The organism is Alkanindiges illinoisensis, assembly GCF_004377485.1.
Classification (GTDB): domain Bacteria; phylum Pseudomonadota; class Gammaproteobacteria; order Pseudomonadales; family Moraxellaceae; genus Alkanindiges; species Alkanindiges illinoisensis_A.
The window spans coordinates 43097-69092 of sequence record NZ_SNTY01000006.1; the positions used below are offsets into that span (position 1 = coordinate 43097).

Genomic DNA, 25996 nt, shown 5'->3' on the forward strand with positions numbered 1-25996 from the left:
ATAGGCGGTCAGCAATACGGTTGCAACAATTTGCTTACTATCTGGTTTAGGCACTAGTCCACTCAAGCAGCAGAACGGAAGAAATTAACTGAAAACCAATAAATTTTTGGCTTTAGATATGTAAGCTCAACAACCCGCAAAGTTTTATGCCTGTTTTCTCTCTCTTAGGTTTATATAATGATGGCAAACCGCAATGAAAAAGGCGTAATCCTCAATTGAATTCTCTGCCATTAAAGCCGCTTTATATTACCTCGGGTGAACCTGCAGGCATTGGGCCGGACATTTGTCTGGATCTGGCCGGATTTAACACACCGCGTCCACTGGTGGTGCTGGCCAATAAGTCCTTGTTGCAGCAACGGGCAGCCGAACTGGGCAAAACAGTGACCTTGCTGGATTATCAGGGGCAGTCCGAACCTGCATCAGGCAGTGCGCTATATGTCAAAGACTTGCCACTGGCCCAGCCCGTGATAAATGGCCAGCTTAACACTGCTAATGCAGCCTACGTGCTGGCGCAGCTTACCGAAGCTGCCCGTGCCTGCATGCGTGGTGATGCAGCCGGGGTGGTCACGGCTCCTGTGCAAAAGTCAGTGATTAATGAAGCAGGCTCTCTTGAGGGGCGTGCCTTTAGCGGTCATACCGAGTTCTTTCAAGAATATGCAGGCGTGCCGCGGGTGGTCATGATGCTGGCTACCCATCAGCTTCGGGTGGCGTTGGTGACCACACATTTGCCATTAAAAGATGTGGCAGCGGCGATTACCCAGGAGCGCCTGAGACAAATTCTGAACATTTTAATTCATGATCTGAAAACCAAGTTTGCCATTAGCCATCCAAAAATTCTGGTGTGTGGCCTCAACCCGCATGCAGGCGAGGGCGGTTATCTGGGCCGTGAAGAAATTGACGTGATTGAACCCGTTCTGGCCAGTTATCGTGCCCAAGGCGTTGATGTGGGCCATGCACTTCCAGCCGATACCCTGTTTACGCCCAAGTATTTAAAGGATGCTGATGCCGTGCTGGCCATGTATCATGATCAGGGTTTGCCAGTGCTAAAATCGCAAGGTTTTGGTGAAGCTGTTAATATTACGCTGGGTTTGCCATTTATCCGCACCTCGGTGGATCATGGCACGGCACTGGATTTGGCGGGCAGCGGCAAGGCCAGTAGCAGTAGCTTATTCGTTGCGACCGAACTGGCATTGCAGTTGGCAGACCGTTATGAGGCAGCACTTTGAGTGCTGTTTCGTTGAATTACGCATTGTTATATTTATAGGGTTAAAAAGGTTTTGTCATGAGTTATCAATTTAGCGCGCCCAATCCCAAAGATGAAGGACACCGGACGCGCAAGCGGTTTGGACAAAACTTTTTGCATGACAACCGCGTGATTGAAAAAATTGTGCATGCCGTTGCGCCACGCCCGGGTGATTTTATGGTGGAAATTGGCCCCGGCCTTGGCGCGCTCACAGCACCCTTGCTGGTGGCTAGTGAAGCCTTAACTGTTGTTGAGCTGGACCGTGATCTGGCTGCGGGTTTACCGGGACGGATAACCCAGCCGGAAAAGCTCACCATTGTGGAAGGCGATGCCTTACGCTTTGATTTTCTAACGCTGGTGCAAGACAACAAGCCGTTGCGTATTGTGGGTAATCTGCCGTATAACATTTCCACGCCATTGCTGTTTCACCTGTTGCAATATGGCAGTCAGGTGCAGGACATGCATTTTATGCTGCAAAAGGAAGTGGTTGACCGGATTGTGGCCGAACCCAACAGCAAGGATTATGGTCGTCTGTCTGTCATGATTCAGTATTATTGTAAGCCTGAGTTTTTGTTTGAAGTGCCACCGGGCGCCTTTAATCCGCCGCCAAAAGTCACCAGTGCCGTGTTTCGGTTAACGCCTTACTCGCAAAAACCACTGAGTGCGCAGGATGAAAAACAGTTTGCCAGTCTGGTGTCGCATGTATTTACCCAACGCCGTAAAACATTGCGTAATACGCTCAAGGGCAAGCTGGATGAGGAAGGTTTTGCGCGTGCACAGGTAGACCCCATGGCACGCCCGGAAAATCTGAGTCTGGCGCAATTTGTGGCGCTGGCAGATGCGTGCACTGCTTATACAGGATAGCAACAACCGTGCTAGCACCCAGCAAAACAGCCATTATTTTAGTTGAGGGTGAAGCTACGCACTCATCTTCACAACAGTCGCTAACACCTGCACAGCAACAGTTTAATGCGTTGAGTGAAAAGATAGCGCAGCAAAAACAGCAAGTTGAAGAATGGCAGGCGCTGGTGGTTTTAGTGCAACAACGAATTCATGGAAAACTGATGCCACTGTATGATCAGTTGGCGCGTCAGCAAGGCCAGTTAATTGAGCAGCTACATCAGGCTAGCCTGCAATATCCGCTGACAGCCTGGGAAAGTGTCCAACTGCACCGGGTGATTATTGAATTATGCGAGCAGGTATTAAGGCACAAATTGCCGGATGAAGATCCGCTCATTGCCCAGATTTATCAGCTGTATCTGGCTGAACAAGCCCAAACAAGTACCTTTGCGCCAGTAGCCAGTGAACTGCCGCAACAGCAGCATCTACAGCCGCTAGACCATAGGTTTGAACCTGATTGTGGCGTTGCCTTATTCGATGCAGATGACTTAACAACTGACTTGGCAACTGACCTGGTAACCAGTTTTGAAATCATGGCACAGCAGCAGGAAGCTGAGCGTGATTATCAAAAGCAGCAACGAAAAATGGCACGGCTTGCACTCAAACAACAGGCTAAGGAACATGCTAAGGAAGAACGGGACACAGCACAGCAGCAGGCAAATGCGCCGGCGCAAAAATCATTAAGACAGCTTTATCAGCGACTGGCTGCAATGTTGCATCCTGACCGTGAGCAAGATGAGCAGCAGAAAATTACCAAAACTGATCTGATGCAGCAAGCAACTGAAGCCTACCAGTCACAGGATTTATTGGGATTAGTTCAGTTACAAAATGCAGTGAGCTTTAATACGAATTCTAATTTTGCCCAACTGGCCGATGAGCAGTTGCATTTATATCACCTGAATTTGCACCGCTATAGCCAAACACTGGATGAAAACATTACTGGGCATAAGGCTAGGCTGGCCAGCTTATGTGCTATTGAGCGGGTTGAAATGGTTACAGCAAAGAGTGTGATCAAAAAACTGAAAGAACAGGCTTCTCTCCTGACGCAGTACAATGCCATGCTTTCACAGCAGTTAAAGAACCTCAAAGATGCAAAGGCAATCAAGGCTTTCTTAAGGCAGTATTCTTGAGCGCCAAGCGTGAATCAATACAGCACATGATGGGTAAAACAGGAACAAAAGAATGACTTACCGCTATCAGTATATTATTGGCGATTTGCAGGGATGTTTTGCCGCACTACAGGCTTTAAAGGATGCGTTGGCCTTTGATGAACAACAGGATTGCCTGTATTTTGCAGGCGATCTGGTAGCACGTGGTGAGGATTCACTAAATACTTTACGCGAAGTCAAGCGGCTGGCTGATTTGGGCGCTGCCAGAACGGTGCTGGGCAACCATGATTTAAATTTGCTGGCCGTCTGGCGTGGCTTCCAGAAAATTAAGGACAAAGACCGTACCCAGCCGATTTTTGACGCCTTAGACTGTGATGTATTGTTAAACTGGTTGCGTAAGCAGCCGCTACTGTTACAACCAACTGCTGGATCAGTGGTGGTACATGCCGGAATACCACCAGTCTGGACCTTGCAGCAGGCCAGACAGTATGCACGCGAAGTTGAAAAAGTGATTAGCGGTGAACTGGATGATCTGGATGCTTTTTTGTCGCACATGTATGGCAGTCAGCCAGACGTTTGGCAGGAGCATTTATCCGGCTATGAGCGTTGGCGCGTAATTACCAACTATTTTACCCGCATGCGCTTATGTGATGAAAATGGCAGGCTGGAGTTTGACTTCAAGGATGACTTAAGTGCGCCAATGCCGGAAGGATTTAAGCCATGGTTTGAATGGCCAGACCAGCTAGAAAATCAGACACAATTATTTTTTGGGCATTGGGCTGCTTTGCAGGGCAAATCAATTAGCTCGCATATCCATGCGCTGGATGGGGGATGCGTATGGGGCGGACAACTCATTGCCTATCGGCTGGAAGACAAACAATTTTTTACCTCAGCCACAGGCTGCGGGTTATAAATACAAAGCTTGCTAAGTGTCCAGTTGTTCCATGATTCCCGTTGCCATTCAAGCCACAGGGTATTTTCTGGTGTATTGCCTACTGTCAACCGAAAACGCGATGGAAAACGCGAATAAGCGCGCTTGATGCTGTCAGGCGGTGCACTATTAAAATGAAACAGCAGTAGCTGATGTAAGTTTTGCTGAACCGCCACTTTTGGCCAGACCTGTTTAAGGTATTTGGCACCCGGCCCTTGCCATTGCTGCGCGTCAAGGCTTTGGGGCGTCATCAAGTCTGCCTGATAGGGCTGTAGTAAATGTTGTGGAATTGCCTGTTCAGCTAAGGCAAGGTTATTCTGGCTCAGCTGATGAACCATGCTACGGCTATACCAGTAAGGTGAAAGGCAATAAAATACCAGCCAGATCAGCGCACTGCTAATGAAAAAAATCAGGAGCAGGCCATACGGTAAATTGGTTTTCTTGAGTACTAGGGATTTGCTTTTATGCAGGGCTACTGTAGCCATGATGACCCATAGGCGAAGTCTATCGTGACTACAGTGTAGAGTATTTTAGGATTCTGTTAAGTGCTTGCTACAAAAGCTGAACAAGACAGAAATTATTCCTTACGTAACCAGGTTTGGCTACGGCCTAATACTGATACACCTACATAGCCACGCAATCTAAACTTCCGGCCATCAGCACTTAATTTGGCCTTGCCGCTATAAATATGTCCATTGCGTGGATCAAGCACTTTGCCATCAATAAAATTGTTGGGATTTTTAGGATCTTCTTTAAATCCCTTTAAAATCTGAAGGCCAATGATGGGTTTGTTGGTATAAGGGGCTGGGCATTTAGTACAGTCCACCAGAGGTTTTTCACCCGGTGCTGGAAAATCTTCAATCAGTGTGCCGATATAACTGCCGTCAGGTTGTTTGGCCATCTGGATATGCGCACGGACGACGCCGCTTTTATCGTCAATCGTACGCCATACGCCATTAAGATCAGCTGCATTGGCAACAGAGGCCAGACTTAAGCTGCCAAGAATCATCATCCATGCTTTCATCAATTATACTTCCTAAAAAGAGGTTAAACAGGGGGCTATTAAACCAGTAAAAGTAATTAATATCCAAAACTGTTGAGTACACAATTTATATCCTAACTGTGGAATAAATGCGAATATATATTGTTAAAACTAAATTTATTTTAATATTGAGGTTATAGAACTTTATATAAGCGGCATTATTAAGTACTACGCGTATTAATAGGAAATTTGTTTAGCCCGAATAAAATCAATTGTGGCGCTATAAATTAAAAAGCTATTGTTGAATTAATTTGAGCGTGAACTGACCAAAAACAATGGTATGAATAGATCTCTTGCATAAGTCTGGTTTCGACAAGCTCAACCAACGCTGCCTGAGCCTGTCGAAGGCGAGTTGGTACAACTTATGAAAGAAGTCTAATAATAATTGCTAATGTATTAGCAGGTTATGGAATGTTAAAACAGGGTAGCAAAACGACTGGAAGCATGCAGAAAAAGGCTCGCATGCTTTTAGTGTGTTTAAATTTTTTAAAATAATGAATCAGGGAGTATTGCCTAATTAATGCTCGCGAATCCAGGTCTGACTGCGACCCAAGGCAGAGATACCCACATAACCACGCATGGTCAGCTGGCGGTTATCTGCATTCACTTTGGCTTTGCCTTTATAAATCTTGCCAGATAACGGGTCAAGTACCTGAGCGCCAGTGTACTGGTTAGGACGATTTGGATCAGCTTTTAGACCCCATAATACCGTTAGACCCAGAATTGGTTTGTCGGTATAGGGTGCTGGACAGTGCTGGCATAATTCCTTGGGCGTGTAATTGGGACGCGGAATAATCTTGATAATGGTGCCGGTATAAGAACCATCAGGTTGTTTTTTGATTTCAACCAGTGCCTTGGAAAAGCCTGTGCGGTCATCAATAGTACGCCAGATCCCGGTCACATCTGCCGCGTGGCTCATGGCGCAACTCATCAGACAGACCAACCCCAGTGTCCAGTTTTTCATTGCAGAATCCTTATTAGAGTAATCATTCTAATAGTAGCTGAAACAAAAAAAAGGGCATAATCATTTTTTTAATAATTATGCCCTGTTGCAATGAAGAAAAGTATTTAGCAGCGGTTAGGTTTAGTCCTCGCGAATCCAGGTCTGGCTACGACCCAAGGCAGAAATGCCCACATAACCACGCATAGTCAGACGACGGCCATCGGCACTCAGCTTGGCCTTACCTTTGTAAATATTACCTGACAACGGATCAAGCACTTTGGCATTGATAAAGTTGTTTTCATTTTTTGGATCCTGCTGCAGGCCATTTAATACCGTCAGGCCAACCATTGGCTTGTTGGTATAAGGCGCGGGGCAGTTCTGGCAGGTTTCCTTGGGCGTATAGCCGGGACGGGGAATAATCTTAACAATGGTGCCATGATAAGCGCCCGTACTGTCTTTTTTAATTTCAACCAGTGCCTTGGAAAAGCCGGTTTTGTCATCAATAGTACGCCATGTGCCGGTTAAATCACCTGCCTGGGCAAAACTAGCACATAAGAAAGTCAAACTTGCTGCACAAGCGATGGATAACGATTTTAACATCTAGGTTCTCCTTAACCTTCAACGATCGCATGATCTGTTACTTTTAAGCAGCGCATGGATGCGCGGACAGATAAGATCACCGGCAATTGAAGTTAATTAAATTAACAACACTTAACATTGATATATCTGTAGACAATTTAATCGAATACAAGGTTCCCTACAACTATTTTATGTGAACGGTTCGATCATTTAACCTTAAATTAAGGAACTATATCTACATTTTAATTGATGAAAACGACGAAATACATCCGTACATATTGGTTTAAAACAAATTCAGGAACAGCAGCGGCAGCCAGATGGCGGTTAAAATTCCATTCACGGCCATGCCAAAAGCGGCATAACGTCCGGCCACTGGCCCGCGTTGCCAGGCTTGCACGGTGCCAATGGCATGGGCAGCTAGTCCCAAGGCCAGTCCAGCAGCGCGCTCATCATTCAGGTGACGCAATATCAGTGGTGACAGGGCAGCACCCACCAGACCGGATAAAATCACAATCAGGCTTGCCATAGCCAGTGGCGCATGGATTAATGTTGCAATATTCAAGGCAATCGGGGTAGTCACTGCACGGGTAGCAAAGGCCAGCACAGTAGGCGAGGACAAATGCACGGCATAAGCCAGCCCCATGGGAATGGCTACACTGGTGAGGGTGGCAAACACAAATAGCCCAACCAGTGCCTTGAGCGGCACATCATCCAGCCGGATTGCTGCCAGTGGAATGGCCAGTGCCACCGTGACATAGCCCAGCAAATGCCGGAATAGCTGATCCACCTGTTGCATGTAATGGTCATACGGCCAGCGCACCAGCCATAACAGGGCCAGTACAATAAACATGGCAATCACAATCACAGGCAGGCGTGGGAAATACTGACCCAAAAAACGGGCTAATATATGTGCAACCAGCGTGAGGGCAAAGCCAGCAATGACCAATAGCATCGTGATAATTTCCTCTTTAACTGGCTAAGCCTGTGAAGTGTTTATTTAACGGTGATAAGCGCTGGGCCAAAAACATGTTAATTAATCAGCGTCTTCATATCTGGTCACTATTTACTCAACGCTGAATTAATCTTTACCTAATTAGCTATATGAGACACCAGTGTCGCAAGGTCTTGCGCTCAGGCAGATGAGGCATATATGCCGCAAGGCGAAGCGGCACTGCTAACCTGAGTTACTTAAGCAGAAGCTTGCCTCTTGCGCCTGGATGAAGCAATGCGTGCTGATACTTGCTACTCAGGCACATGAGACATTAATGTCGCAAGGTCTTGCGCTCAGGCAGAGCGGTGCTCTGCTTACCTGAGCTCATCCAGCGTTTGGCCATTTGTGCATAAAGCCATAGGGGCAGCAGGGTGCTAAATACCAGAATAAATAGAAACCACGGCAGCTCTTTGCCCAGATGCGCCAGCATGATGATGGCACCTGCTGAAATAGGCAAAAAGGCAAAGGCACTTTCTTTCATAATATGCGTGTTGGCATCCAGCATACGAATGGGCAAGGGTTTAATCTTGCGCCACAGCACCAGAATTGCCAGCAATAACAGCAAACCCACTAAATTGCCAAGCTCAGGATGCGCAAACAGACCCATTAACCAGACACAGCTTTCCCGCACCAGCACAATCAGGCTTAAAGTGGCAAGCAATGCTGGCCAGTCATATTTATTCCATAGCATGATATCGCCTAAAGTAAACGGTAAAACTGGAGTGACCCAATTAATCCCAGCGGTAGCATAGCGCTCCAACACAATCAGTGCTATTCCACCATTTGCTAATAAACCACATGCCAATAAACAGTTTAGCTAAATACTAGACTTCTTTCATAAGTTGTACCAACTCGCCTTCGACAGGCTCAGGCAGCGTTGGTTGAGCTTGTCGAAACCAGACTTATGCAAGAGATCTACTATACCTAAGCGTATCAACATATTGATTAAGATTAGAGCTGGGGTTAATGTCCGGGAGCACAGTTTAAGAGGATGAACACGGCTTTTCCAGCGGATGCGCTAAGGCATCATCGGATTGACCTGCTTGCTCCTGCGTTATTAATGAATGGTTTTCATCATCAAATTCAAACGCAAGTTCTGGGTCATCACTGGGCTCAAATTGCGCTTGCTCAGCCGAAGTTTGCTCAAAATGTTCCAGTGGTCGCTCAAGCAAAGCAGCTTGATGTGGTGGCAATACCTCGCGCGGCAAAAGCTGTGCCTTGCCAATCAACTGCTGGAGCTGATCCTGTGCCAGATGAACCTGAAGCACGCTATAGCCATTGTCCAGCGTTTGCTCGTTTCGCACCACATTGAGCTGATAAAGCTGGTTGCGCAACTTGCCCGCACTGGCCGGCAGGGTGAGTTCAAAGTCATGCAGCTGACCCATCAGGCAGGTTTGTACTGCCTGTTTTAGCAGGTTGATCCCGGCGCCAGTATAAGCCGACACATACACCCGGTCTGGCTGGTTAGGTGCGGCTTCAACCAAACGGGGTTCATCGCCACTGGCATCAATTTTGTTATAGACCCGTAGCACCGGCACATTGTTGCCAATTTCCTTGAGCACGGCTTCAACCGCTTCAATTTGCTCGTGCATTTCCGAGCTGTTGGCATCAATCACATGCAGCAATAACGAGGCTTCCAGCGTTTCTTCCAGCGTGGCGCGAAAGGAATCAACCAGTGAGTGCGGCAGATTACGCACAAAGCCCACGGTATCAGCCAGCACGACGGTGCCAAGGCCATCCCATTCCAGACGGCGCAAGGTGGGGTCAAGCGTGGCAAACAACTGGTTAGCCGCATAGACATCGCTGTTGGCCAGCTTGTTAAATAGCGTGGACTTGCCAGCATTGGTATAGCCCACCAGTGAAATGGTTGGCACATCAGCTTTCTGGCGTGCAGCACGACCCTGACTACGGGTTTGCCGTACTTTTTCCAGTCGTTCCTTGAGCTGGGTGACCCGGATTCTCAGCAGGCGGCGGTCGGTTTCCAGCTGGGTTTCACCGGGGCCACGCAAGCCAATCCCGCCTTTTTGCCGCTCAAGGTGCGTCCAACCGCGTACCAGACGACTGGACAAATGTTCCAGCTGGGCCAGTTCTACCTGTAACTTGCCCTCATGGGTACGTGCGCGCTGGGCAAAAATATCCAGAATCAGGCCAGTGCGGTCAATGACCCGGCACTGCATGACCCGCTCAAGGTTACGTTCCTGTGCTGGTGTCAGGGTGTGGTCAAAAATGACCAGATCAATCTCATCACTCTGAACGCGAGCGGCAATTTCCTCAGCCTTGCCACTGCCAATAAACAGCTTGGGGTCAGGGCGCTGGCGGGAACCAGTGATCAAGTCAACAATATCAGCGCCGGCAGACTGGGCCAGCAGCTTGAATTCTTCAACATCCAGTTCTTCAAGCTGATACACGCTCATGTGAACCAGCAATGCCCGTTCACCGCCCTGATGCCGCTCAAAATATTCCACGTATGAATTGACCTGTAGCAAGAAAATAAGAAGCAGCTATTTTAAGCAATTTTGTGGTGGTCTGCTGCATTATTTGTGTGATCTTGGCAAGCGCAGGTCATGCGTTGACGCTGTATTAACAGGCTATTAATTTAAAAACTGTTAAAACCATTCATCAGTAATACTGTACTGCCAGATAGCAAAATCAGTGTGCCGATAAAATAGCGAAACCAGCAGCGAAACAGGCGTGACATGGTGGGTGCTCCGGGTTTTACAAGGGGCGGCAAAACAGCAGTTTTAGGGTTCATATACATATCGGTGTCCTGTGCAGGGTTAAGCATCAAGTGCCGTTTGATAGCGCTGGGAAACTTCTTCCCAGTTGATAACATTATAAAAAGCACCAATATAGTCAGGTCGGCGGTTTTGATAGTTCAGGTAATAAGCGTGCTCCCATACATCTAGCCCTAAGATGGGCGTATTGCCGTGCATTAGTGGGGAATCCTGATTGCCAGTATTTTCTACAATTAATTGTTTATCAGGCGTAACACTCAGCCATGCCCAGCCGCTGCCAAACCGACTTAACGCTGCCTTGGTAAATGCCGCTTTAAAAGCATTAAAACCATCCAGATTAGCTTCAATAGCCTGTGCCAATATGCCTATAGGTTGTTCTGCTGCATCAGGCTGCATGACAGTCCAGAACAGCGAATGATTGGCATGGCCGCCACCGTTGTTAATAACCGTGTTGCGGAGTTCGGCAGGAATTTCATCAATACGCGATACCAGTTCTTCAACCGTCAGCTTTTCCCATGCTGTGCCTGCAATGGCGGCATTTAGGTTATTAATATAAGTCTGATGATGCCTAGTGTGATGGATTTCCATGGTTTTGGCATCAATGTGCGGTTCTAATGCATCGTAGGCATAAGCCAAGGTAGGAAGGTGATAGGCCATAATCAGTTCTCATGCAGTGCTGGTTTATCCGAAAGAATAAATAATTAGCTGCATTAATACAAATGATAATTATTATCAAATAAGTTAAAGTCAATTGCTTATGTATCCAATCCACTGCTAGCAAGTTGATTTCTAAATCACCGGGCATAGTCATTCATTTTTTTAGCCAGAAAATATGGCACTATACGGTGGTCATTTTAGTTAAATGCTAAGCAGGCGGGTCACCGCTTTTAGCGATAAGTCAGGTGAAAACGTTGAATTTATTTCCGTCCCAGATTCCTTTTGTTTCATTAAAGCAATTTAAGCAGTTAAAGGTTAAGGGCCAATTGACGCTTAGGCAGTTAAAACATATGACTGCCTTGCTTAAAGTGATTAATGAAGGTTTTGGACTGGCGTTTCGGGAAGGTGCCTTCAGCCAGCCCAACCAGCCAAAACATACGCGAATGGTGCGCTATTTTTGCCGTCGCCTGTGCGAGGCGCTGGATATTGACGTGACGGTTCATGCACCGATGCCTGTTGAGCATGCATTGTGGGTTAGCAATCATGTGTCGTGGCTGGATGTGGCAGTGATTGGCTCGCAAACCCGGATTTTCTTTCTGGCCAAGGCAGAAATCCAGAACTGGCCCGTATTTGGCAGGCTGGCACAGGCAGGTGGAACGCTATTTATCAAGCGTGGTTCTGGTGATTCTGTGGTGGTTAAGGAACAGATTTCCGGATTTTTAAATCAGAAAATCCCCGTACTGTTTTTTCCAGAAGCCACCACCACCGATGGCCGTGCGGTAAAACGCCTGCATGGCAAGTTACTGGCCTCGGCCATAGCAACCCGGACATCCATTCAGCCCTTGGTGCTGTGCTATGTGAATGAGCAGGGGCAACTGGATCAGGTTGTGCCATTTGTCGATGATAATGGTTTTGCGCCGCACTTGTTTCAGGTCTTAGGCCTTAAAAAAATACGGGCACATCTGATGCCATTGCCTGCAATTTCACCAGAAGGCCACGATGTGGAATCCTTAACGGCTGAATTGCATCGCCAGATGAGTGAAGGGCTGCTGGCATTGCAGCAGCAAGTGCTTCAGCCAGCATAATCAGCATAATTAAGGTGATTTGTAGTAATAGAAAGCAGCGCTGCTAAAAATATGATTCAAGACAGCGCTTTAATTAAAGCCTAATGCTATGCAAGCTTTAGGCTTACATATAACCATCCAGCGGCAGGTAAGACAGCATTTTCAAGCCAAACCGCTTGACCGGGCTAATATTGGGTTCTTGTGTATACACCTTGATACCCGTGGGCGTTTTTTCTTCCCAGATAATATTGCCGCGTTCATTAAGACGTACCCGGTAGGCAATATTCATAATCGCGCTGTCCAGATCTTTGGAAACCTGTGTCGCCAGCGTTGGGCTATCGAGAATAACGCCAATTTCGGTATTTAAATTGGCCGAGCGTGGGTCAAAGTTAAATGAACCAATAAAAGCCTGCTGGTTGTCGAATGCCATCATTTTGGCATGCAAACTGGCGTCGCTGCTATCACCAATACCACTGCTCTGTGGATTTGGCGTGTCATCAGCCAAGGCACTTAAATGATTCTTTTTAGCCTTTCGCTTGCCATTGGGTTTGGACTGAGGCAGGAATTCATACAGCTCAATGCCATTTTCCAGCAGTTCCTTACGCCGTTTGGCATAAAACGCATGCACTACACCCACGTCATTGGCAGCATACGAGTTGGTGAGCACCCGTACCCGTACACCCTGGCGTTTCAGGTTAATCAGTGATTCAGTGCCCGTATCGGCAGGCACAAAATAGGCTGAAATAATATCCAGCTGCTTTTGTGGCTTGCCCACCAGATTCTGTAGCTGGAAGGTCAGGTGTTCGCTGCGTTTTGCATCTTTATTAATTTTTTCAGGTGAATCCTGCACCAGATGCACAGGCACCCACTGCATTTTTTCGTCACCGGACAGCCAGTTATCAAAATCGGCTTGTTCCCGTGTTAGGTTTAAATAGTTTTGTGCCGTACTGGTTGCTTTGTAATGTGCTAACTGGAAACGGAGTTGTTTTAAGTCAAGCTGGTGATCTTTGGCCTTAATCATCTGGCTAACCGGATAGGCCATTGGGTAGTTCCAGTAGTCGTCAAATGACTTGGCAACTTCGGGCACCACTTGACCCACCATCATCACATCAATATCGGAAAACTGAAAACTCTCACCAGCATCATAATACTGGTTGCTGATATTGCGTCCGCCGACCAGCGCGACCTGAGTGTCAGCAATAAATGTCTTGTTGTGCATGCGATGGTTATTGCGGCTAAAGTCCAGTAAATAATTCAGCATGCGCCATTTGCGGTACACAAACGGGTTAAACAGGCGAACTTCCACATTCGGATGCTGATCAATTGCAAGTAGGCTGGCATCCAGATCGCCGGTATTATTGTCATCCAGCAGCAGACGTACTTTGACGCCACGATCTGCCGCACGCAGCAGGCCTTCCAGTGCCAGTGCGCCAACCTTATCGTTGTGCCAGATGTAATATTGCAGATCCAGACTTTTTTGCGCTTTTTCAATCAGCATTAAACGTGCAGCAATGGCATCAATCGGATCAATCAGCAAGTGATAGCCGGTTAACCCCTCATGCGCTGACTTACGGGTTTCAAACAGCTGGCCAAGCTGGGTATTACCAGTATCAGAAATGTAATAACTGGGCTTGACCGGCATCCGTTCCGGCAGGCTGGAGCAGGCATACAGCAGAAAACCTAAGCAAAAAATGAACGCAAGCTTGAGCCACTGGGAGAGAAAGCCTGAGGTCGTCTGGCGCTCCATGCGGAATATCCTATTCTTCAAGAAAATAATGGGTTAGTGAGTAAAAATCAGGGACACACAATCATTAAACTGGTTGCGAAATGCTTACATAGTATAAGCACTGCTTGACTAAAATAAATGAATAAATGTGTGCTGCTAGAATAGAAATGAACAGGCTGTAATTCAATGGGTTTTGTGTTTACGTAACGCCATTTGGACAGAATTGAATTACCACCTGATACTGCCCCATAGCCTGGGGTTTTCAACCAGTGGAGAAATAATGACTGACCCTGCTTCAGTACAGATTATTTTTAATGGCATTTTTCTGCTTCTGGCAGTATATGCTGTAATCCGTGCGATTCATGGCTGCCGTCATTCCCTGACTGTTTCGCCATTCAAGACCTTTATTTTATTATTTGTCTATTACGGGTTGTACCTGACCTTGCCATTTTTCTCATGGACGCTCTGGCAGTGGTCAACTGGTGTGCAGGATGCATGGCAAGCGGTACCGATGTTACTGCTGTCGGTTTTTTTAATTTATGCACGCTTTGTGGAGCCACAGATTCTGGTTGTCCGTCGCACCCCGGTACACTTGCATGATTCACCACCCTTGCAGGACCCCTTAAGGGTAGCCTTGCTGGCCGATATTCATGTGGGCCTGTTTTCCGGGCGCGCCCGTCAGTTAAGGCGCATTGTCAATCTGGTGAATCAGGAACAACCGGACTTTATCGTGATTTCCGGGGACTGGACTTATGAACCCAGTGACCAACTGATTAAAGACCTAAAAATTCTATCCGGTTTTAACGCACCGGCTTATTCAGTGCCGGGTAATCATGATGAGCAAATTCCGGGGCCACCTATTCAGCAGGTGCTCAAGGAAGGGCTTGAAGCTGCCAATATTATTCCCATTGAAGGGAAAATTATAGAAATGAATGAAATTCGCCTGATTGGGGTAGGGGATTTATGGGCGGGCAAGGCAGACATGCAAGCCATGCCCGCATTGCCACAGGATAAACCCTGGCTCATTCTGGCGCATAACCCGGATACGGTGGCGCAAGTACCAGATTTACCCTATCGCCCCTTGATGCTGTCAGGTCATACACATGGTGGACAACTAGAGTTACCGTGGCTTACGGATTATGTGCTAAGCCGGGTATCTTTGCTGGGCTTTAAAAAGGGCTTGTATCAGGTTAAAAATGCACAGGTGTTTGTCACAGTTGGCACTGGGCTGGTGGGCATGCCTTTACGGTTTAGAACGCCGCCTACCATTGATATTTTGCATGTGCATTAACAGGTTTAGTGGGTCAACCAGTTCTGATCAGTTCAGATAAATCACCTGATTACGGCCTGCTGCCTTGGCCTCATAGAGCGCTTGATCAGCATCGGACACAAGTTGGTTGGGCGTTTTATGCTGATTAAGCTGAGCTACCCCAACACTGACTGTCACCTGACGTGCTTCCCACCGGTGGTCAGCTACTTGTTCACGGATGCGATGGGCAATGGGCAGGGCATCATCCATTGGTGTGTCCGGTAAAATAATCACAAATTCCTCACCGCCATAACGACAAGCCAGATCTGTTGTGCGCACTGCCTGCTGTAAAATAGCGCCAACCTGTGCCAATACATGATCACCGGTTTGATGACCAAAATCATCGTTAAAGCGCTTGAAATGATCCACATCAATTAGCATGACCGTAAGCGGATGCTCATAACGGGTAGCACGTTGCCATTCCATTTTCAGGCGTTGTTCAAAGGCACGCCGGTTGGCAAGGCCAGTTAAGCTGTCGGTCAGGCTTAAGGCTTCCAGTTCTTCCATGAGCTTCTTAAGTTCCTGTGTGCGCCGCTCCACTTTTTTCTCAAGGTTAATGTTATTAAGTTCCAGCGCATGCTGTGCACGCTGGCGCAGTAGCTCCTGACCATGCTGGGCACGGGCCTGCCAGATAATCAGGCAGGATGACAGAAACAGGGTCAGGAAAATCAGCATGGAAACTTCAAACTGGTTGTTGTACCAGTGCATCAGGTTGCCCTGACGGCAAAGCCAGCCAATGGTAATAAACACCAGAATCAGGGTGGGCAGCAGCCAGCGGACCATTTTGCTGCCCAGTGTTTGTCCAACGAACAGGCGCATAAAGCCGCGTTCGGCATGAATGAATATCAGCGCCACACTCAGCTCAATGAAGGCAATGGCCGACAAGGGTGACAAAGGCACATAAAAACCAAAGCGGTACAGCTCACGTACCCCATAGGCATAACCAATCAATACCATGATGGCAGTCAGGATGACCGGGATGGTAATAATACGGGCCAGGTTTAAGATGTGATAATTACGGAAGGTGAGTAAAAAAATACTTAGGCCATTTAAAATAAAATTAATGGCCGACAGCGGTGACATCCGGTTTGAAAATAGCTGATTGTCAGGATCATTCTGAACCAGCTGATTTTGAACCAGTAATGAATCTACATAAGGCAGATCAGTGCCGCTAATATACTGGTAAGCCGTAATCAGCCCCATGCTAATCAAGATAAGCGACAGGATACGCTGAACCATCATGGCCAGCGGACGCCGGGTTAAGAATAGTACAAGTGCAATACTAGACAGAATAAAGCAGAATGCCGAGTTGGCCTTCATGGAAATGCCGGACGGGAATAACCAAGCCAGTATGCGGCTTTCACATAGCCAGCCATATAACACCAGTATTGAGGGTAAACAAATCAGCAGCACTGTAATTTTAAGCAGGAAAATGCGCTCATCAATGTAGTGCAGATTAGGTTGCTGATGGGAAAGTTTAACCAATATTTCCTCGTCCTTTTATGAGGGCACTAGCCACTCTGTTTTAATCTAAACCAGTACCCATACGCTGGTTGTAAGTTTTAGCATCACGCCTGCAGTTAGAAGCCAGTTTCGCATTTAAGCTTAGCTGACTTCATTAAAAACTACATGAAAAAACCGACGATTAGCGCTGTGTTTAATTGTCCAATTGCTGATTTTTTGTTTCCTGCGTCACCAATACTGCCAGCAGGGTAATTAGCGCAGCTGCGGCCAGATAATAACCTACTGCGCCAAGACCATACTGTTTACCCAGCCACGTTGCAATTGAAGGTGCAAGTGAAGCTCCAAAAATTCCAGCAAGGTTGAAGGTTAAAGATGCGCCGGTATAGCGGACATTGGTTGGGAATAATTCAGATAAAATAGTACCCAGAGGCCCATAAGTGAGTCCCATCAGGGCTAAACCAATACACAAAAAGCCCAGCACACCTGCATCGGTGCCGCTGTTGAGCAGGGGAGCCATAAACAGGCCAAACACAGCAATGGCCAGTGAAATAATGCCTAAAGTAATTTTACGGCCATGACGGTCTGCCAGCAGTGCAGAAACCGGAATGCAGGCTGCAAAAAACAAAATCGCAATCATCTGCAACACCAGAAAATGCTCGCGGCTATAACCCAGGCTGGTTGTTCCCCAGCTTAGGGCAAAAACAGTCACCAGATAAAACAGCACAAAGGTGGCCAGCGCAATGCAAGTGCCTAAAAATAGCATTTTGCCATGATGCTTAAATACGGTGAGCATGGGAACTTTAACCTGTTCATGCTTGTCCAGTGTGGCCTGGAACACCGGTGTTTCGTGAATTTTTAGGCGCACAAACAGCCCGACCAGCACCAGCACACTACTGGCAATAAAAGGCAGGCGCCAGCCCCAAGCAAACAGGTCTGCTTCGCTCAGGAATTCACCCAGTAGCAGAAAAGAGCCGCTAGCCATTAAAAAACCAATCGGCGCGCCCAGTTGTGGAAACATGCCATACCATGCCCGCTTGCCGGGCGGGGCATTTTCGGTCGCCAGCAATACCGCACCACCCCATTCACCGCCCAGCCCCAGCCCCTGTCCAAAGCGGCATAGCGCCAGCAACAAAGGGGCAAGCACGCCAACCTGTGCATAACTGGGTAACAACCCAATAGCAACAGTTGAGAGTCCCATGGTGAGTAAGGCAGCAACCAGCGTTGCTTTGCGGCCAATCCGGTCACCAAAATGTCCAAACAGGGCAGAACCAATTGGCCTTGCAAAAAAGGCAATCGCAAAGGTCATAAAAGATTGTAAGCGGGCCAGATCAGGATCATTACCCGGAAAAAACAGGACTGGAAATACCAGCACTGCAGCAGTAGCAAAAATATAAAAATCAAAGAATTCAATCGTGGTGCCGATCAGGCTGGCAAACAGCACCGTTGCTTTTGAGTTGGTTTTGGCAGGCGCTGCCACAGCAACATTACTCATCATCTATCCCGGTTGTGCAGTAAAGTATTTTTTAATTCAGGAAATGATAGGAGTTCATTAGTCTGACTAAAAAAGACACAATTTATTAAGCGGTTAATATTGCCACCAGCCGGATTGTGATACCAGTGTTTGATACTGTTTTTTATAAAACTCGTATTTTTAACAAGCTTGTGTCATTCAGTAAGTTTATGGCAAAAAAATATATAACCTGAGTTATGTGTAAAATTATGATCTGAGAGGGTTTAGTAGATTGCTGCTAAGGATCAGCATTATAAAAATGCGCTGCTGTAAAAATTACTTTAAAAACTTGGTGAATGCTTAAAATATATTTATTGGTTAGGATAAAACATAAGTGTAAATTGCCCAGCAATGACAGGCAGCGCCCACTAGCACAAATAAATGCCAGATGGCATGGGTATAGGGATATTTTTTGGCTGCATAAAAAATCGTTCCCAGCGTATAGCTTACACCGCCTGCAACCAGCCAGAAAAATCCCGCCGGGGGTAATGCATGATAAATATCTGGCAAGACAAACACGGCAAGCCAGCCCATTACCAGATACGCAGTCAGGGAAACTTTGGGAAACTGGTGAATAAAAAACAGCTTAAAAATAATACCAAGGCCTGCCATGCCCCATAAAATCCACAGCAGCAGTTCAGCTTTAAAACCCTCAAGGCTAATCATTAAAAATGGGGTATAGGTGCCCGCAATCAGCAGGTAAATCGCACTGTGATCCAGTTGTTTTAAAAAGGTACGCGCTTTGGGCGATTGAATGCTGTGATAGAGGGTAGAGGCCAAAAATAGCACCACCATGCTAATGCTATAAATTACCAGTCCGGTGCTTTGGGCATTGCTTAAGCTGCCGAGGCCTTTTTTGAGTAAAAAAATACCAGCAATGAGCGCCAGTACAGCACCCAGCGCATGTGTTAGGGCATTGATGCGTTCTTCTTGGCTGTTATAGGGCATCATGGGACTGGATGAATTCATGCTAATACACACCTGTTTTGAATCACATTAACATAAATTTAAGGGCATTTTTAGCACTCATCAGTGGGATGTTTTATCATATCTGTTTTCGTTATTGTAAAACTGGATATTGCCATGTCTGACCAGCCACTGCCTCTATCTTCATCGGACAGCGTTCAGCAGTTACAACATATTATCAGCAGTGGTTTTGCGGCGGGTCAACTGGAAAAAATCAGTTTAAGCAAATATAAGGGCAATGAAACCGGTCTGGAAAAAATCCAGATTCGCACAGTTTATTTAAAAGACCAGCCGATGCTGAGCTTGGTTTATCGTTACCAGACCCGTGATATCACCAAAAACTATACTTTGAGCGATGCACTGGCCGAAATTATCCGGCAACTGGATGCAGGCTTTAAGCAGGTCAATGTCAAAACGACCAGCACTGAATATCAGCTCATGATCAGCAAAAAAGGTAAACCGCTGCTTACGCAACAGGCAAGTTTGCAGTCTGGACAAAATGACATGCCACCTCAAAATAGCCCTCAACCCGGCACACTGCATAACCGTGCCAAACAGCGCTATGTGGAGCAATCACGGCCATTCCTGCAACAGTTAGGTGTGACAGATCAGCAGGGCCAGATTATTCCGGCCATGTCACGCAAATGGAAACAAATTAACAAGTTTGTAGAAATTTTTGCCAATGCCGTGGCGCAGACCCAGCTGGAACAGCACGAATCTATTTCGGTAGTAGATTTTGGTTCAGGCAAGGGCTATCTCACCTTTGCTGTGCATGATTTTATTGTGCAGCAACTGCATAAAACCGCAGAGGTCACCGGAGTAGAGCTACGTGATGAGCTGGTGCAGTTTTGTAATCGGGTGGCTGATACGGTTGATGCACAGGGAATGACATTTTATCAGGGTGATGTGCGCAGTTTTAATCCGGGGTCTGGCTCAAGCGAAGCACCGCTTTGCCCAGACGCAAGACGAGAATCCAGTTCGAGTAAGGTGGATGTCATGATAGCCCTGCATGCCTGCGATATTGCGACGGATTATGCCCTGCATACCGGGATTCGGCTGAATGCGTCGGTTATCATGTGCGCGCCATGTTGTCATAAGGAAATTCGTCCGCAACTTAAAATGCCGGGCCTGCTACAGCCCATGCTGCAATATGGTGTGCATCTGGGCCAGCAGGCTGAAATGCTGACTGATAGCATGCGTGCATTATTGCTGGAAGCCAACGGTTATGAAACCAAGGTTTTTGAGTTTGTGGCGCTGGAACATACCAGAAAAAACAAGATGATTTTGGCCAAAAAAAAACAGCAGAGTGCCAAAAAGCAGGCTGATATCCTGCAAAAAGTACAGGCGCTTAAGCAGTTTTATGGGATTGAAAAACAAAGTCTGGAAGAGTTGCTGGGCGAAAATAACGGTTGAAGTAAATGATCAAAAGCACGCTGGGTATGGCGTGCTTTTGGATGAATGCTGCTAAATTGAATTAACGTCCTATATAGACTATTCCACCATTTAGGGTAATGGCTGGAGGTGGTGGATTATCACTGCCATGGTTAGATGGGCTGGAATTGGTGAGAACAGTATTATTAAATTTTACACCAAATCCATTTGGCTCTACCTGAATTCCTTTACAGGGTGAATTAGCCTCACCACACTGATAGTCAAGTATAATTAAGCGCGTTAAGCTACTGGCGCTAGAATCAAGTAATACCGTATTAAGTTGAACAGACTTTACTTTTTTATCTTTAATCGTTGCCTTAATGTCCTGACTTTCCAGTGTGATGGTATTGTGATTAATCAGACTCACTTTAAAGTCATTGGGAATATTGCTGCGGTTAAAATAGGAGTTATCTGAATACCAAGGGTTATTCTGATCTGCGCTTGGTGAGTTTGATGGTATAGGATGAAGAGTTAATACTTGTTGTGGCTTTAATGCCTCTACTGAGGCACTAATCATGAGTGACGCTGGTTTAGGTTCATTACCAAAACTGGAAAAATTGTATAATGTCGCTAGCAAGGTAAACTGACTGGCTGACGTTAAATCTTTAAAGCTTAAGTTTTGCGTATCCGCCGGTTCAGCATCTAAAAAGTAGTGACTATGATCTATATACTGGCTGTAAAGGCCATTATTATTCTTGCTAAAGGATAGATTAATATCATTATTGGTTAAAACAGAAATACCCTGGTTAAATATTCTGGAGCCAATAATTTGCTCCGGAGTATTAACCGCAGCGATAACCTGATGGGTTTTGCCATCTATAACCACCGAGCCGTGACTTGTTTGAGGAATATCTTGCAATGTTTGCGGTGCAATAGAGAGCCTACCTTTAAGCTTTCCATTAAGGATGAGTAAGTTTTCAGATAGATCATTGGATTTAAACGTTGATTGGGTAAAATTGATGTCTACCGTACCGTAAGTAGGGTCATAATTCACTGTTGAACCAGCACATTGATTATTGAGGGAAGAATCTTCTTGCTCACAAGTAAATGTTTGGTCAGTATTAGCGGAATTTATACTGGTTTTAATTAATGTAAATGCCGTTGCTTGTTTTAATAGCGGGTTATATTCAATTTCAAGGTTAAATCTATTGTCATTTTCACCCAGCGTAAAGCGCATCAATTGATTTAATCGAGGGTACCGTATGGCACCATGTTCCGTCTCGGTTGCAAGTGTATTTGCCAGCTCAGTGATGACGCTATAAGCAAGTCCATTGTCTTTTTCATTCGTTGATTTAGTCGGAATGTCATATTTTTTTGAGCCATTCGTTGTCTTTTCCTCAATCGTTAAAGTGCTACTAAAGCTAGACTGAAAGGGCTGAGGCTTAATTTCCGGGCTTGTAGTTTCATTAGGAGCATTCGTGCTGCTACCGCCACCACAAGCACTAAGCAATAGGGAACTGGCCGCCAATATAAGACAGCCCGCATAATTTTTATGAGGAAGCATTACATTCTCAAATATGTTGTTAAGTTTAAAACGCAGATTTTAATGAGCGATAAATTATCATGATTTATCGCATTTGTATTTAAAAGAAGGGATTGAATCACTAAAAACAAGAAAAACTAAATTCGTCTCTTTACACGACTTAATGCGTGGCAAAGTAAAAGAAAACCATGAATAAGATCACGACAAGAACACTAATATAAAGATATTTAAGCGGAAATATATCATCACCAGAAGTTGGTTTAACCGGTTGTTGTGACATTGCAAAATCTCACGTAGGTAGTGGCAGGTTTTAAGTATAAAGTTGTGCAGGAATAAAAAACAGCATCAGTTGGCTCTTAAAAAAGCAGTACAGAAAAAAGGCGCACATGGCGCCTTTTTCATCAACTATCAGAGTGATTCTTACTTGAACAGTTCACCTTTCTGGGCTTTGTCACTCAGCAGTTGTGGAACCGCAAAGCGCTCGCCGTATTTGGCTTCAAGTTCCTGTGCGCGTTTAACCGCCTTATCCAGACCGTACTGATTCAGGAACTGGATGGCACCACCAGTCCATGGCGCAAATCCAATACCAAAGATAGACCCGACATTGGCATCAACCACAGATTCCAATACGCCTTCCTGCATACAGCGCACTGTGTCCAGCGCCTGTACAAACAGGATACGGTCAATCATTTCCTGTTCAGTAATATCATTGGTTTTTTGCCATTTAGACAAGCCATCCCACAGGTGTTTTTTGCCGCCCTGTGGATATTCATAAAAACCAGCACCAGCTGCTTTGCCCTTGCGGTTTTCAGAATGAATCATCCATTCAACCAGTTCTTCCACTGGGGATTCCGGCAGGTTTTTCCCTTCAGCTTGCAGGGCCTTGCGGGTTTCCTTGGTGATGTGTTCCGTCAGGCTTAAGCTCACTTCATCCTGAATGGCCAGTGGGCCAACTGGCATACCGGCTTTTAGGGCTGCTATTTCAACTTTAGCGGGATGAACACCTTCAGTCACCAGACGCATGCCTTCCTGAATAAAAGTGCCAAACACACGGCTGGTAAAGAAACCACGGCTGTCGTTGACGACAATCGGCGTTTTGGCAATTTGCTGGACAAAGTCATAGGCACGCGCCAGTGTTTCAGCGCTGGTGTTTTTGCCTTTGATGATTTCAACCAGTTGCATTTTATCAACCGGGCTAAAGAAATGCAGGCCAATGAAATGGCTTTCGTCACGGCTGGCTTTGGCCAGTTCGGTAATGGGCAGGGTAGAGGTGTTGGACGCAAAAATGCCATCTGCAACCAGATGCTGCTCTGCTTCCTGTGTGACCTTGGCCTTAAGTTCCTGATTTTCAAAGACAGCTTCAATGATCAAGTCACAACCAGCCAGGTCATTATAGTCAGCAGAGGCCGTGATCAGGCTCAAAATCTGGTCTTTTTTCTCAGGTGTCATGCGGCCACGAGAAACGCGCTTTTCCAGCAGTTTCTGGCTGTAGCTTTTGCCTTTGTCGGCAGCTTCCTGTGATACATCTTTAAGTACCACTTGAATGCCCTTAATGGCACAGGAGTAGGCAATGCCGCTGCCCATCATACCAGCGCCCAATACCGCTACTTTTTTGGCTTGCCAAGGTGCAATACCCTGTGGGCGACTGCCACCAGCCTTGATGGAATTGAGGCCAAACCAGAAGGTGCCAATCATGTTTTTGGCAACTTGTCCGGTAGTGAGCTTGTTGAAGTAACGTGTTTCAATGCGTAGAGCAGTGTCTACATCTACCTGAGCACCTTCAACCGCTGCACTCATAATGGCTTCTGGCGCTGGATAGCAGCCCTTGGTTTTGTCACGCAGCATGGCAGGGGCGATGGCCAAGACCTGAGCTACGGCTGGTGTACGTGGATCGCCCCCGGGAATCTTGTAACCTTTCACATCAAAGGGCTGTTGTGACTTCGGTGTCGCTTTGATCCAGGCGCGTGCCTTGTCCAGCACTTCTTCCATGCTGTCGGCGGTGTCATGCACCAAACCTAAAGAAACGGCAGTTTTCACGTCAAACTGCTTGCCTTCCATCAGAAATGGAAATGCATTTTGCAGGCCCAGAAAACGCACCATACGCACAATACCACCGCCACCCGGCAGCAGGCCCAAAGTCACTTCAGGCAAACCAAACTTGGTTTTTGGATCATTTAGGGCAATACGGCGATGGGTTGCCAGCGCAATTTCCCAGCCGCCACCTAACGCCGTACCATTCAGGGCCGCAACTACTGGTTTGCCCAGTGTTTCGATGGTACGCATGTGTTTTTTCAGTTCTTCAATCTGCTGAAAGAATTCAGTCGCATTTTCAGGTTTAACCTGAATCAGTTCATTCAGGTCGCCGCCAGCAAAGAACGTCTTCTTGGCAGAGGTAATAATTACACCGGCCAGATCGGTCTCTGCTTTTAGTTTCTCTGCCACTTCTTTAAGGCTGCTGCGAAACTCGGCATTCATGGTGTTGGCAGATTGACCGGTAGAGTCAAGCGTTAGGGTAACAATGTTGTCCTGGTCTTTTTGATATTTAATCGCGCTCATTATTTAACTCCTTAACCTTTTCCCTTAAACCCGCTCAATAATGGTTGCAATGCCCATACCACCACCCACACACAGGGTCGCCAGACCACGTTTTTTGTCCTGACGTTCCAGTTCATCCAGCAGTGTACCCAGAATCATGGCACCAGTTGCGCCCAGTGGATGACCCATGGCAATGGCACCACCATTCACGTTTACTTTTTCCGCAGGCACATTTAATTCATTGATAAAACGCATCACAACGGCTGCAAAGGCTTCATTCACTTCAAACAGGTCAATGTCATCAATGGTCAGGCCAGCTTTTTCCAGTGCCTTGCGCGCAGCAGGTGCTGGGCCAGTCAGCATGATGGTAGGATCAGTACCCACCAGTGCTGTAGCCACAATTTTGGCACGCGGTTTTAAGTTGTATTCCTGAGCGGCTCTTGAAGAGCCAATCAGTACCAGTGCTGCACCATCAACGATACCTGAGGAGTTACCGGCATGATGCACATGATTAACTTTTTGGGCTTCTGGATACTTTTGCAGGGCAACCGCATCAAAACCCATATTGCCCATCATTTCAAAGCTGGGGCTTAGGCGTTGCAGGCTTTCTGCTGTTGTGCCTTCACGGATAAATTCATCTTTCTCCAGAATGGTAACGCCAGCAGCATCTTTAACCGGAACAATGGATTTATCAAAACGGCCTTCTTTTTGTGCCTGTGCAGCCTTGGCTTGCGAATTAGCAGCAAATTCATCAACATCAGAGCGCGTGTAGCCATCCAGTGTAGCAATCAGGTCAGCGCCAACGCCTTGCGGTACAAAGCCGGCTTTCAGGTTGGTTTCCGGGTCCAGTGCCCACGGGCCGCCATCGGAACCCATGGCAATACGTGACATGGATTCAACGCCACCTGCCACAACCAAATCTTCCCAGCCGGAACGCACTTTCATGGCAGCAAGGTTGACCGCTTCCAGACCAGATGCACAAAAACGGTTAATCTGCACGCCAGACACGTTATCAGACCAGCCCGCTGCAATGGCCGCAGTTTTGGCAATATCGCCACCCTGATCTGCAATTGGCGTCACACAGCCCAGCACCACGTCTTCAACTTTACTGGTATCCAGATGGTTACGTTGTTCCAGCGCATGCATCAGGGTGGTTAATAAAGTAATGGGTTTAACTTCATGCAGGCTGCCATCTTTTTTTCCTTTACCACGAGGGGTGCGAATGGCATCAAAAATATAGGCTTCGCTCATTGCCATGTCCTTAATCAGTGATTTAACAATGGCAATGAGTGTAGTAGGTTGCGCCAATTGGGCAATGACAAGAAGTGCCAATTATTCTGGCGAGAATGGTTAGCATTAAACCTGCCACAACTATAAA

23 protein-coding genes are annotated in these 25996 nt (G+C 46.7%); 7 read left to right on the forward strand and 16 right to left on the reverse strand.

Annotated elements, in window-relative coordinates; all coding sequences use genetic code 11:
• Positions 1-224: 224 nt before the first annotated feature.
• From pdxA to E2B99_RS01145, 4 genes are read left to right on the forward strand one after another with little or no spacing between them, the layout of a single operon-like run.
• Entirely contained in the window at positions 225-1226 is a 1002-nt protein-coding gene (gene pdxA, locus E2B99_RS01130; RefSeq protein WP_134243207.1) for a 4-hydroxythreonine-4-phosphate dehydrogenase PdxA, read from the forward strand.
• A 56-nt stretch (positions 1227-1282) separates the two neighbouring features.
• The gene (rsmA, locus tag E2B99_RS01135) at positions 1283-2107 is read left to right on the forward strand and encodes a 16S rRNA (adenine(1518)-N(6)/adenine(1519)-N(6))-dimethyltransferase RsmA (protein WP_134243172.1); all 825 of its coding nucleotides are present in this window, start codon (positions 1283-1285) and stop codon (positions 2105-2107) included.
• Positions 2108-2115: 8 nt separating this feature from the next.
• Positions 2116-3273, forward strand: a complete 1158-nt coding sequence (locus E2B99_RS01140) for a hypothetical protein (protein ID WP_134243173.1) — start codon at positions 2116-2118, stop codon at positions 3271-3273.
• A 52-nt stretch (positions 3274-3325) separates the two neighbouring features.
• Entirely contained in the window at positions 3326-4165 is an 840-nt protein-coding gene (locus tag E2B99_RS01145; RefSeq protein ID WP_134243174.1) for a symmetrical bis(5'-nucleosyl)-tetraphosphatase, read from the forward strand.
• On the opposite strand, the gene E2B99_RS01150 is transcribed toward E2B99_RS01145, so the two are convergent.
• The 9 genes from E2B99_RS01150 to E2B99_RS01190 all read right to left on the reverse strand — a co-directional run bounded on the left by E2B99_RS01150 (position 4111) and on the right by E2B99_RS01190 (position 11130).
• Positions 4111-4668, reverse strand: coding sequence for a hypothetical protein (locus tag E2B99_RS01150; protein ID WP_134243175.1), 558 nt, complete (start codon positions 4666-4668; stop codon positions 4111-4113). The genes E2B99_RS01145 and E2B99_RS01150 overlap by 55 nt on opposite strands.
• A 92-nt stretch (positions 4669-4760) precedes the next feature.
• Positions 4761-5207 carry a DUF2147 domain-containing protein gene (locus tag E2B99_RS01155; RefSeq protein ID WP_240687682.1) on the reverse strand — a complete coding sequence of 149 codons (447 nt, stop codon included), beginning with the start codon at positions 5205-5207 and terminating at the stop codon, positions 4761-4763.
• Between the two features lie 535 nt (positions 5208-5742).
• Positions 5743-6189 (reverse strand): DUF2147 domain-containing protein, encoded by a 447-nt coding sequence (locus tag E2B99_RS01160; RefSeq protein WP_134243176.1) that lies wholly within the window; start codon positions 6187-6189, stop codon positions 5743-5745.
• 120 nt (positions 6190-6309) lie between these two features.
• On the reverse strand, positions 6310-6768 hold the full coding sequence (locus E2B99_RS01165) for a DUF2147 domain-containing protein (RefSeq protein ID WP_134243177.1): 459 nt from the start codon (positions 6766-6768) through the stop codon (positions 6310-6312).
• Between the two features lie 262 nt (positions 6769-7030).
• Positions 7031-7699 carry an LrgB family protein gene (locus E2B99_RS01170; protein ID WP_134243178.1) on the reverse strand — a complete coding sequence of 223 codons (669 nt, stop codon included), beginning with the start codon at positions 7697-7699 and terminating at the stop codon, positions 7031-7033.
• Positions 7700-8009: 310 nt separating this feature from the next.
• Positions 8010-8429, reverse strand: a complete 420-nt coding sequence (locus E2B99_RS01175; RefSeq protein WP_134243179.1) for a hypothetical protein — start codon at positions 8427-8429, stop codon at positions 8010-8012.
• Between the two features lie 292 nt (positions 8430-8721).
• Positions 8722-10203 (reverse strand): ribosome rescue GTPase HflX, encoded by a 1482-nt coding sequence (gene hflX, locus E2B99_RS01180; protein WP_134243180.1) that lies wholly within the window; start codon positions 10201-10203, stop codon positions 8722-8724.
• Positions 10204-10334: 131 nt separating this feature from the next.
• Positions 10335-10523, reverse strand: a complete 189-nt coding sequence (locus E2B99_RS01185) for a hypothetical protein (protein WP_134243181.1) — start codon at positions 10521-10523, stop codon at positions 10335-10337.
• Complete coding sequence (locus tag E2B99_RS01190) at positions 10516-11130, reverse strand: superoxide dismutase (protein WP_134243182.1); 615 nt, start codon at positions 11128-11130, stop codon at positions 10516-10518. The genes E2B99_RS01185 and E2B99_RS01190 overlap by 8 nt, the downstream gene beginning before the upstream one ends.
• A 350-nt stretch (positions 11131-11480) precedes the next feature.
• On the opposite strand from E2B99_RS01190, the gene E2B99_RS01195 reads away from it, so the two are divergent.
• The gene (locus E2B99_RS01195) at positions 11481-12215 is read left to right on the forward strand and encodes a lysophospholipid acyltransferase family protein (RefSeq protein WP_134243183.1); all 735 of its coding nucleotides are present in this window, start codon (positions 11481-11483) and stop codon (positions 12213-12215) included.
• Positions 12216-12318: 103 nt separating this feature from the next.
• Here the strand turns inward: E2B99_RS01195 and E2B99_RS01200 are convergent, their stop codons facing one another.
• A complete protein-coding gene (locus E2B99_RS01200) occupies positions 12319-13941 on the reverse strand; it encodes a phospholipase D family protein (protein WP_134243184.1) in 1623 nt (540 codons plus the stop codon).
• Positions 13942-14200: 259 nt separating this feature from the next.
• Here E2B99_RS01200 and E2B99_RS01205 point away from each other — a divergent pair, with 259 nt between their 5' ends.
• Positions 14201-15211 carry a metallophosphoesterase gene (locus E2B99_RS01205; RefSeq protein ID WP_134243185.1) on the forward strand — a complete coding sequence of 337 codons (1011 nt, stop codon included), beginning with the start codon at positions 14201-14203 and terminating at the stop codon, positions 15209-15211.
• 27 nt (positions 15212-15238) lie between these two features.
• Here E2B99_RS01205 and E2B99_RS01210 read toward each other — a convergent pair whose 3' ends face one another.
• From E2B99_RS01210 to trhA, 3 genes are all read right to left on the reverse strand, one after another.
• Positions 15239-16714 (reverse strand): GGDEF domain-containing protein, encoded by a 1476-nt coding sequence (locus E2B99_RS01210; protein WP_134243186.1) that lies wholly within the window; start codon positions 16712-16714, stop codon positions 15239-15241.
• Between the two features lie 172 nt (positions 16715-16886).
• The gene (locus E2B99_RS01215; RefSeq protein WP_134243187.1) at positions 16887-18188 is read right to left on the reverse strand and encodes an MFS transporter; all 1302 of its coding nucleotides are present in this window, start codon (positions 18186-18188) and stop codon (positions 16887-16889) included.
• A gap of 333 nt (positions 18189-18521) precedes the next feature.
• Positions 18522-19172 carry a PAQR family membrane homeostasis protein TrhA gene (gene trhA, locus E2B99_RS01220; RefSeq protein WP_134243188.1) on the reverse strand — a complete coding sequence of 217 codons (651 nt, stop codon included), beginning with the start codon at positions 19170-19172 and terminating at the stop codon, positions 18522-18524.
• A gap of 114 nt (positions 19173-19286) precedes the next feature.
• Here trhA and E2B99_RS01225 point away from each other — a divergent pair, with 114 nt between their 5' ends.
• Entirely contained in the window at positions 19287-20582 is a 1296-nt protein-coding gene (locus E2B99_RS01225; protein WP_205669618.1) for a class I SAM-dependent methyltransferase, read from the forward strand.
• Between the two features lie 61 nt (positions 20583-20643).
• On the opposite strand, the gene E2B99_RS01230 is transcribed toward E2B99_RS01225, so the two are convergent.
• From E2B99_RS01230 to E2B99_RS01240, 3 genes are all read right to left on the reverse strand, one after another.
• Positions 20644-22104, reverse strand: a complete 1461-nt coding sequence (locus E2B99_RS01230; RefSeq protein ID WP_134243189.1) for a hypothetical protein — start codon at positions 22102-22104, stop codon at positions 20644-20646.
• A gap of 399 nt (positions 22105-22503) precedes the next feature.
• Complete coding sequence (locus tag E2B99_RS01235) at positions 22504-24639, reverse strand: 3-hydroxyacyl-CoA dehydrogenase NAD-binding domain-containing protein (RefSeq protein WP_134243190.1); 2136 nt, start codon at positions 24637-24639, stop codon at positions 22504-22506.
• A 24-nt stretch (positions 24640-24663) separates the two neighbouring features.
• On the reverse strand, positions 24664-25869 hold the full coding sequence (locus E2B99_RS01240) for an acetyl-CoA C-acetyltransferase (RefSeq protein WP_134243210.1): 1206 nt from the start codon (positions 25867-25869) through the stop codon (positions 24664-24666).
• Between the last annotated feature and the right edge of the window lie 127 nt (positions 25870-25996).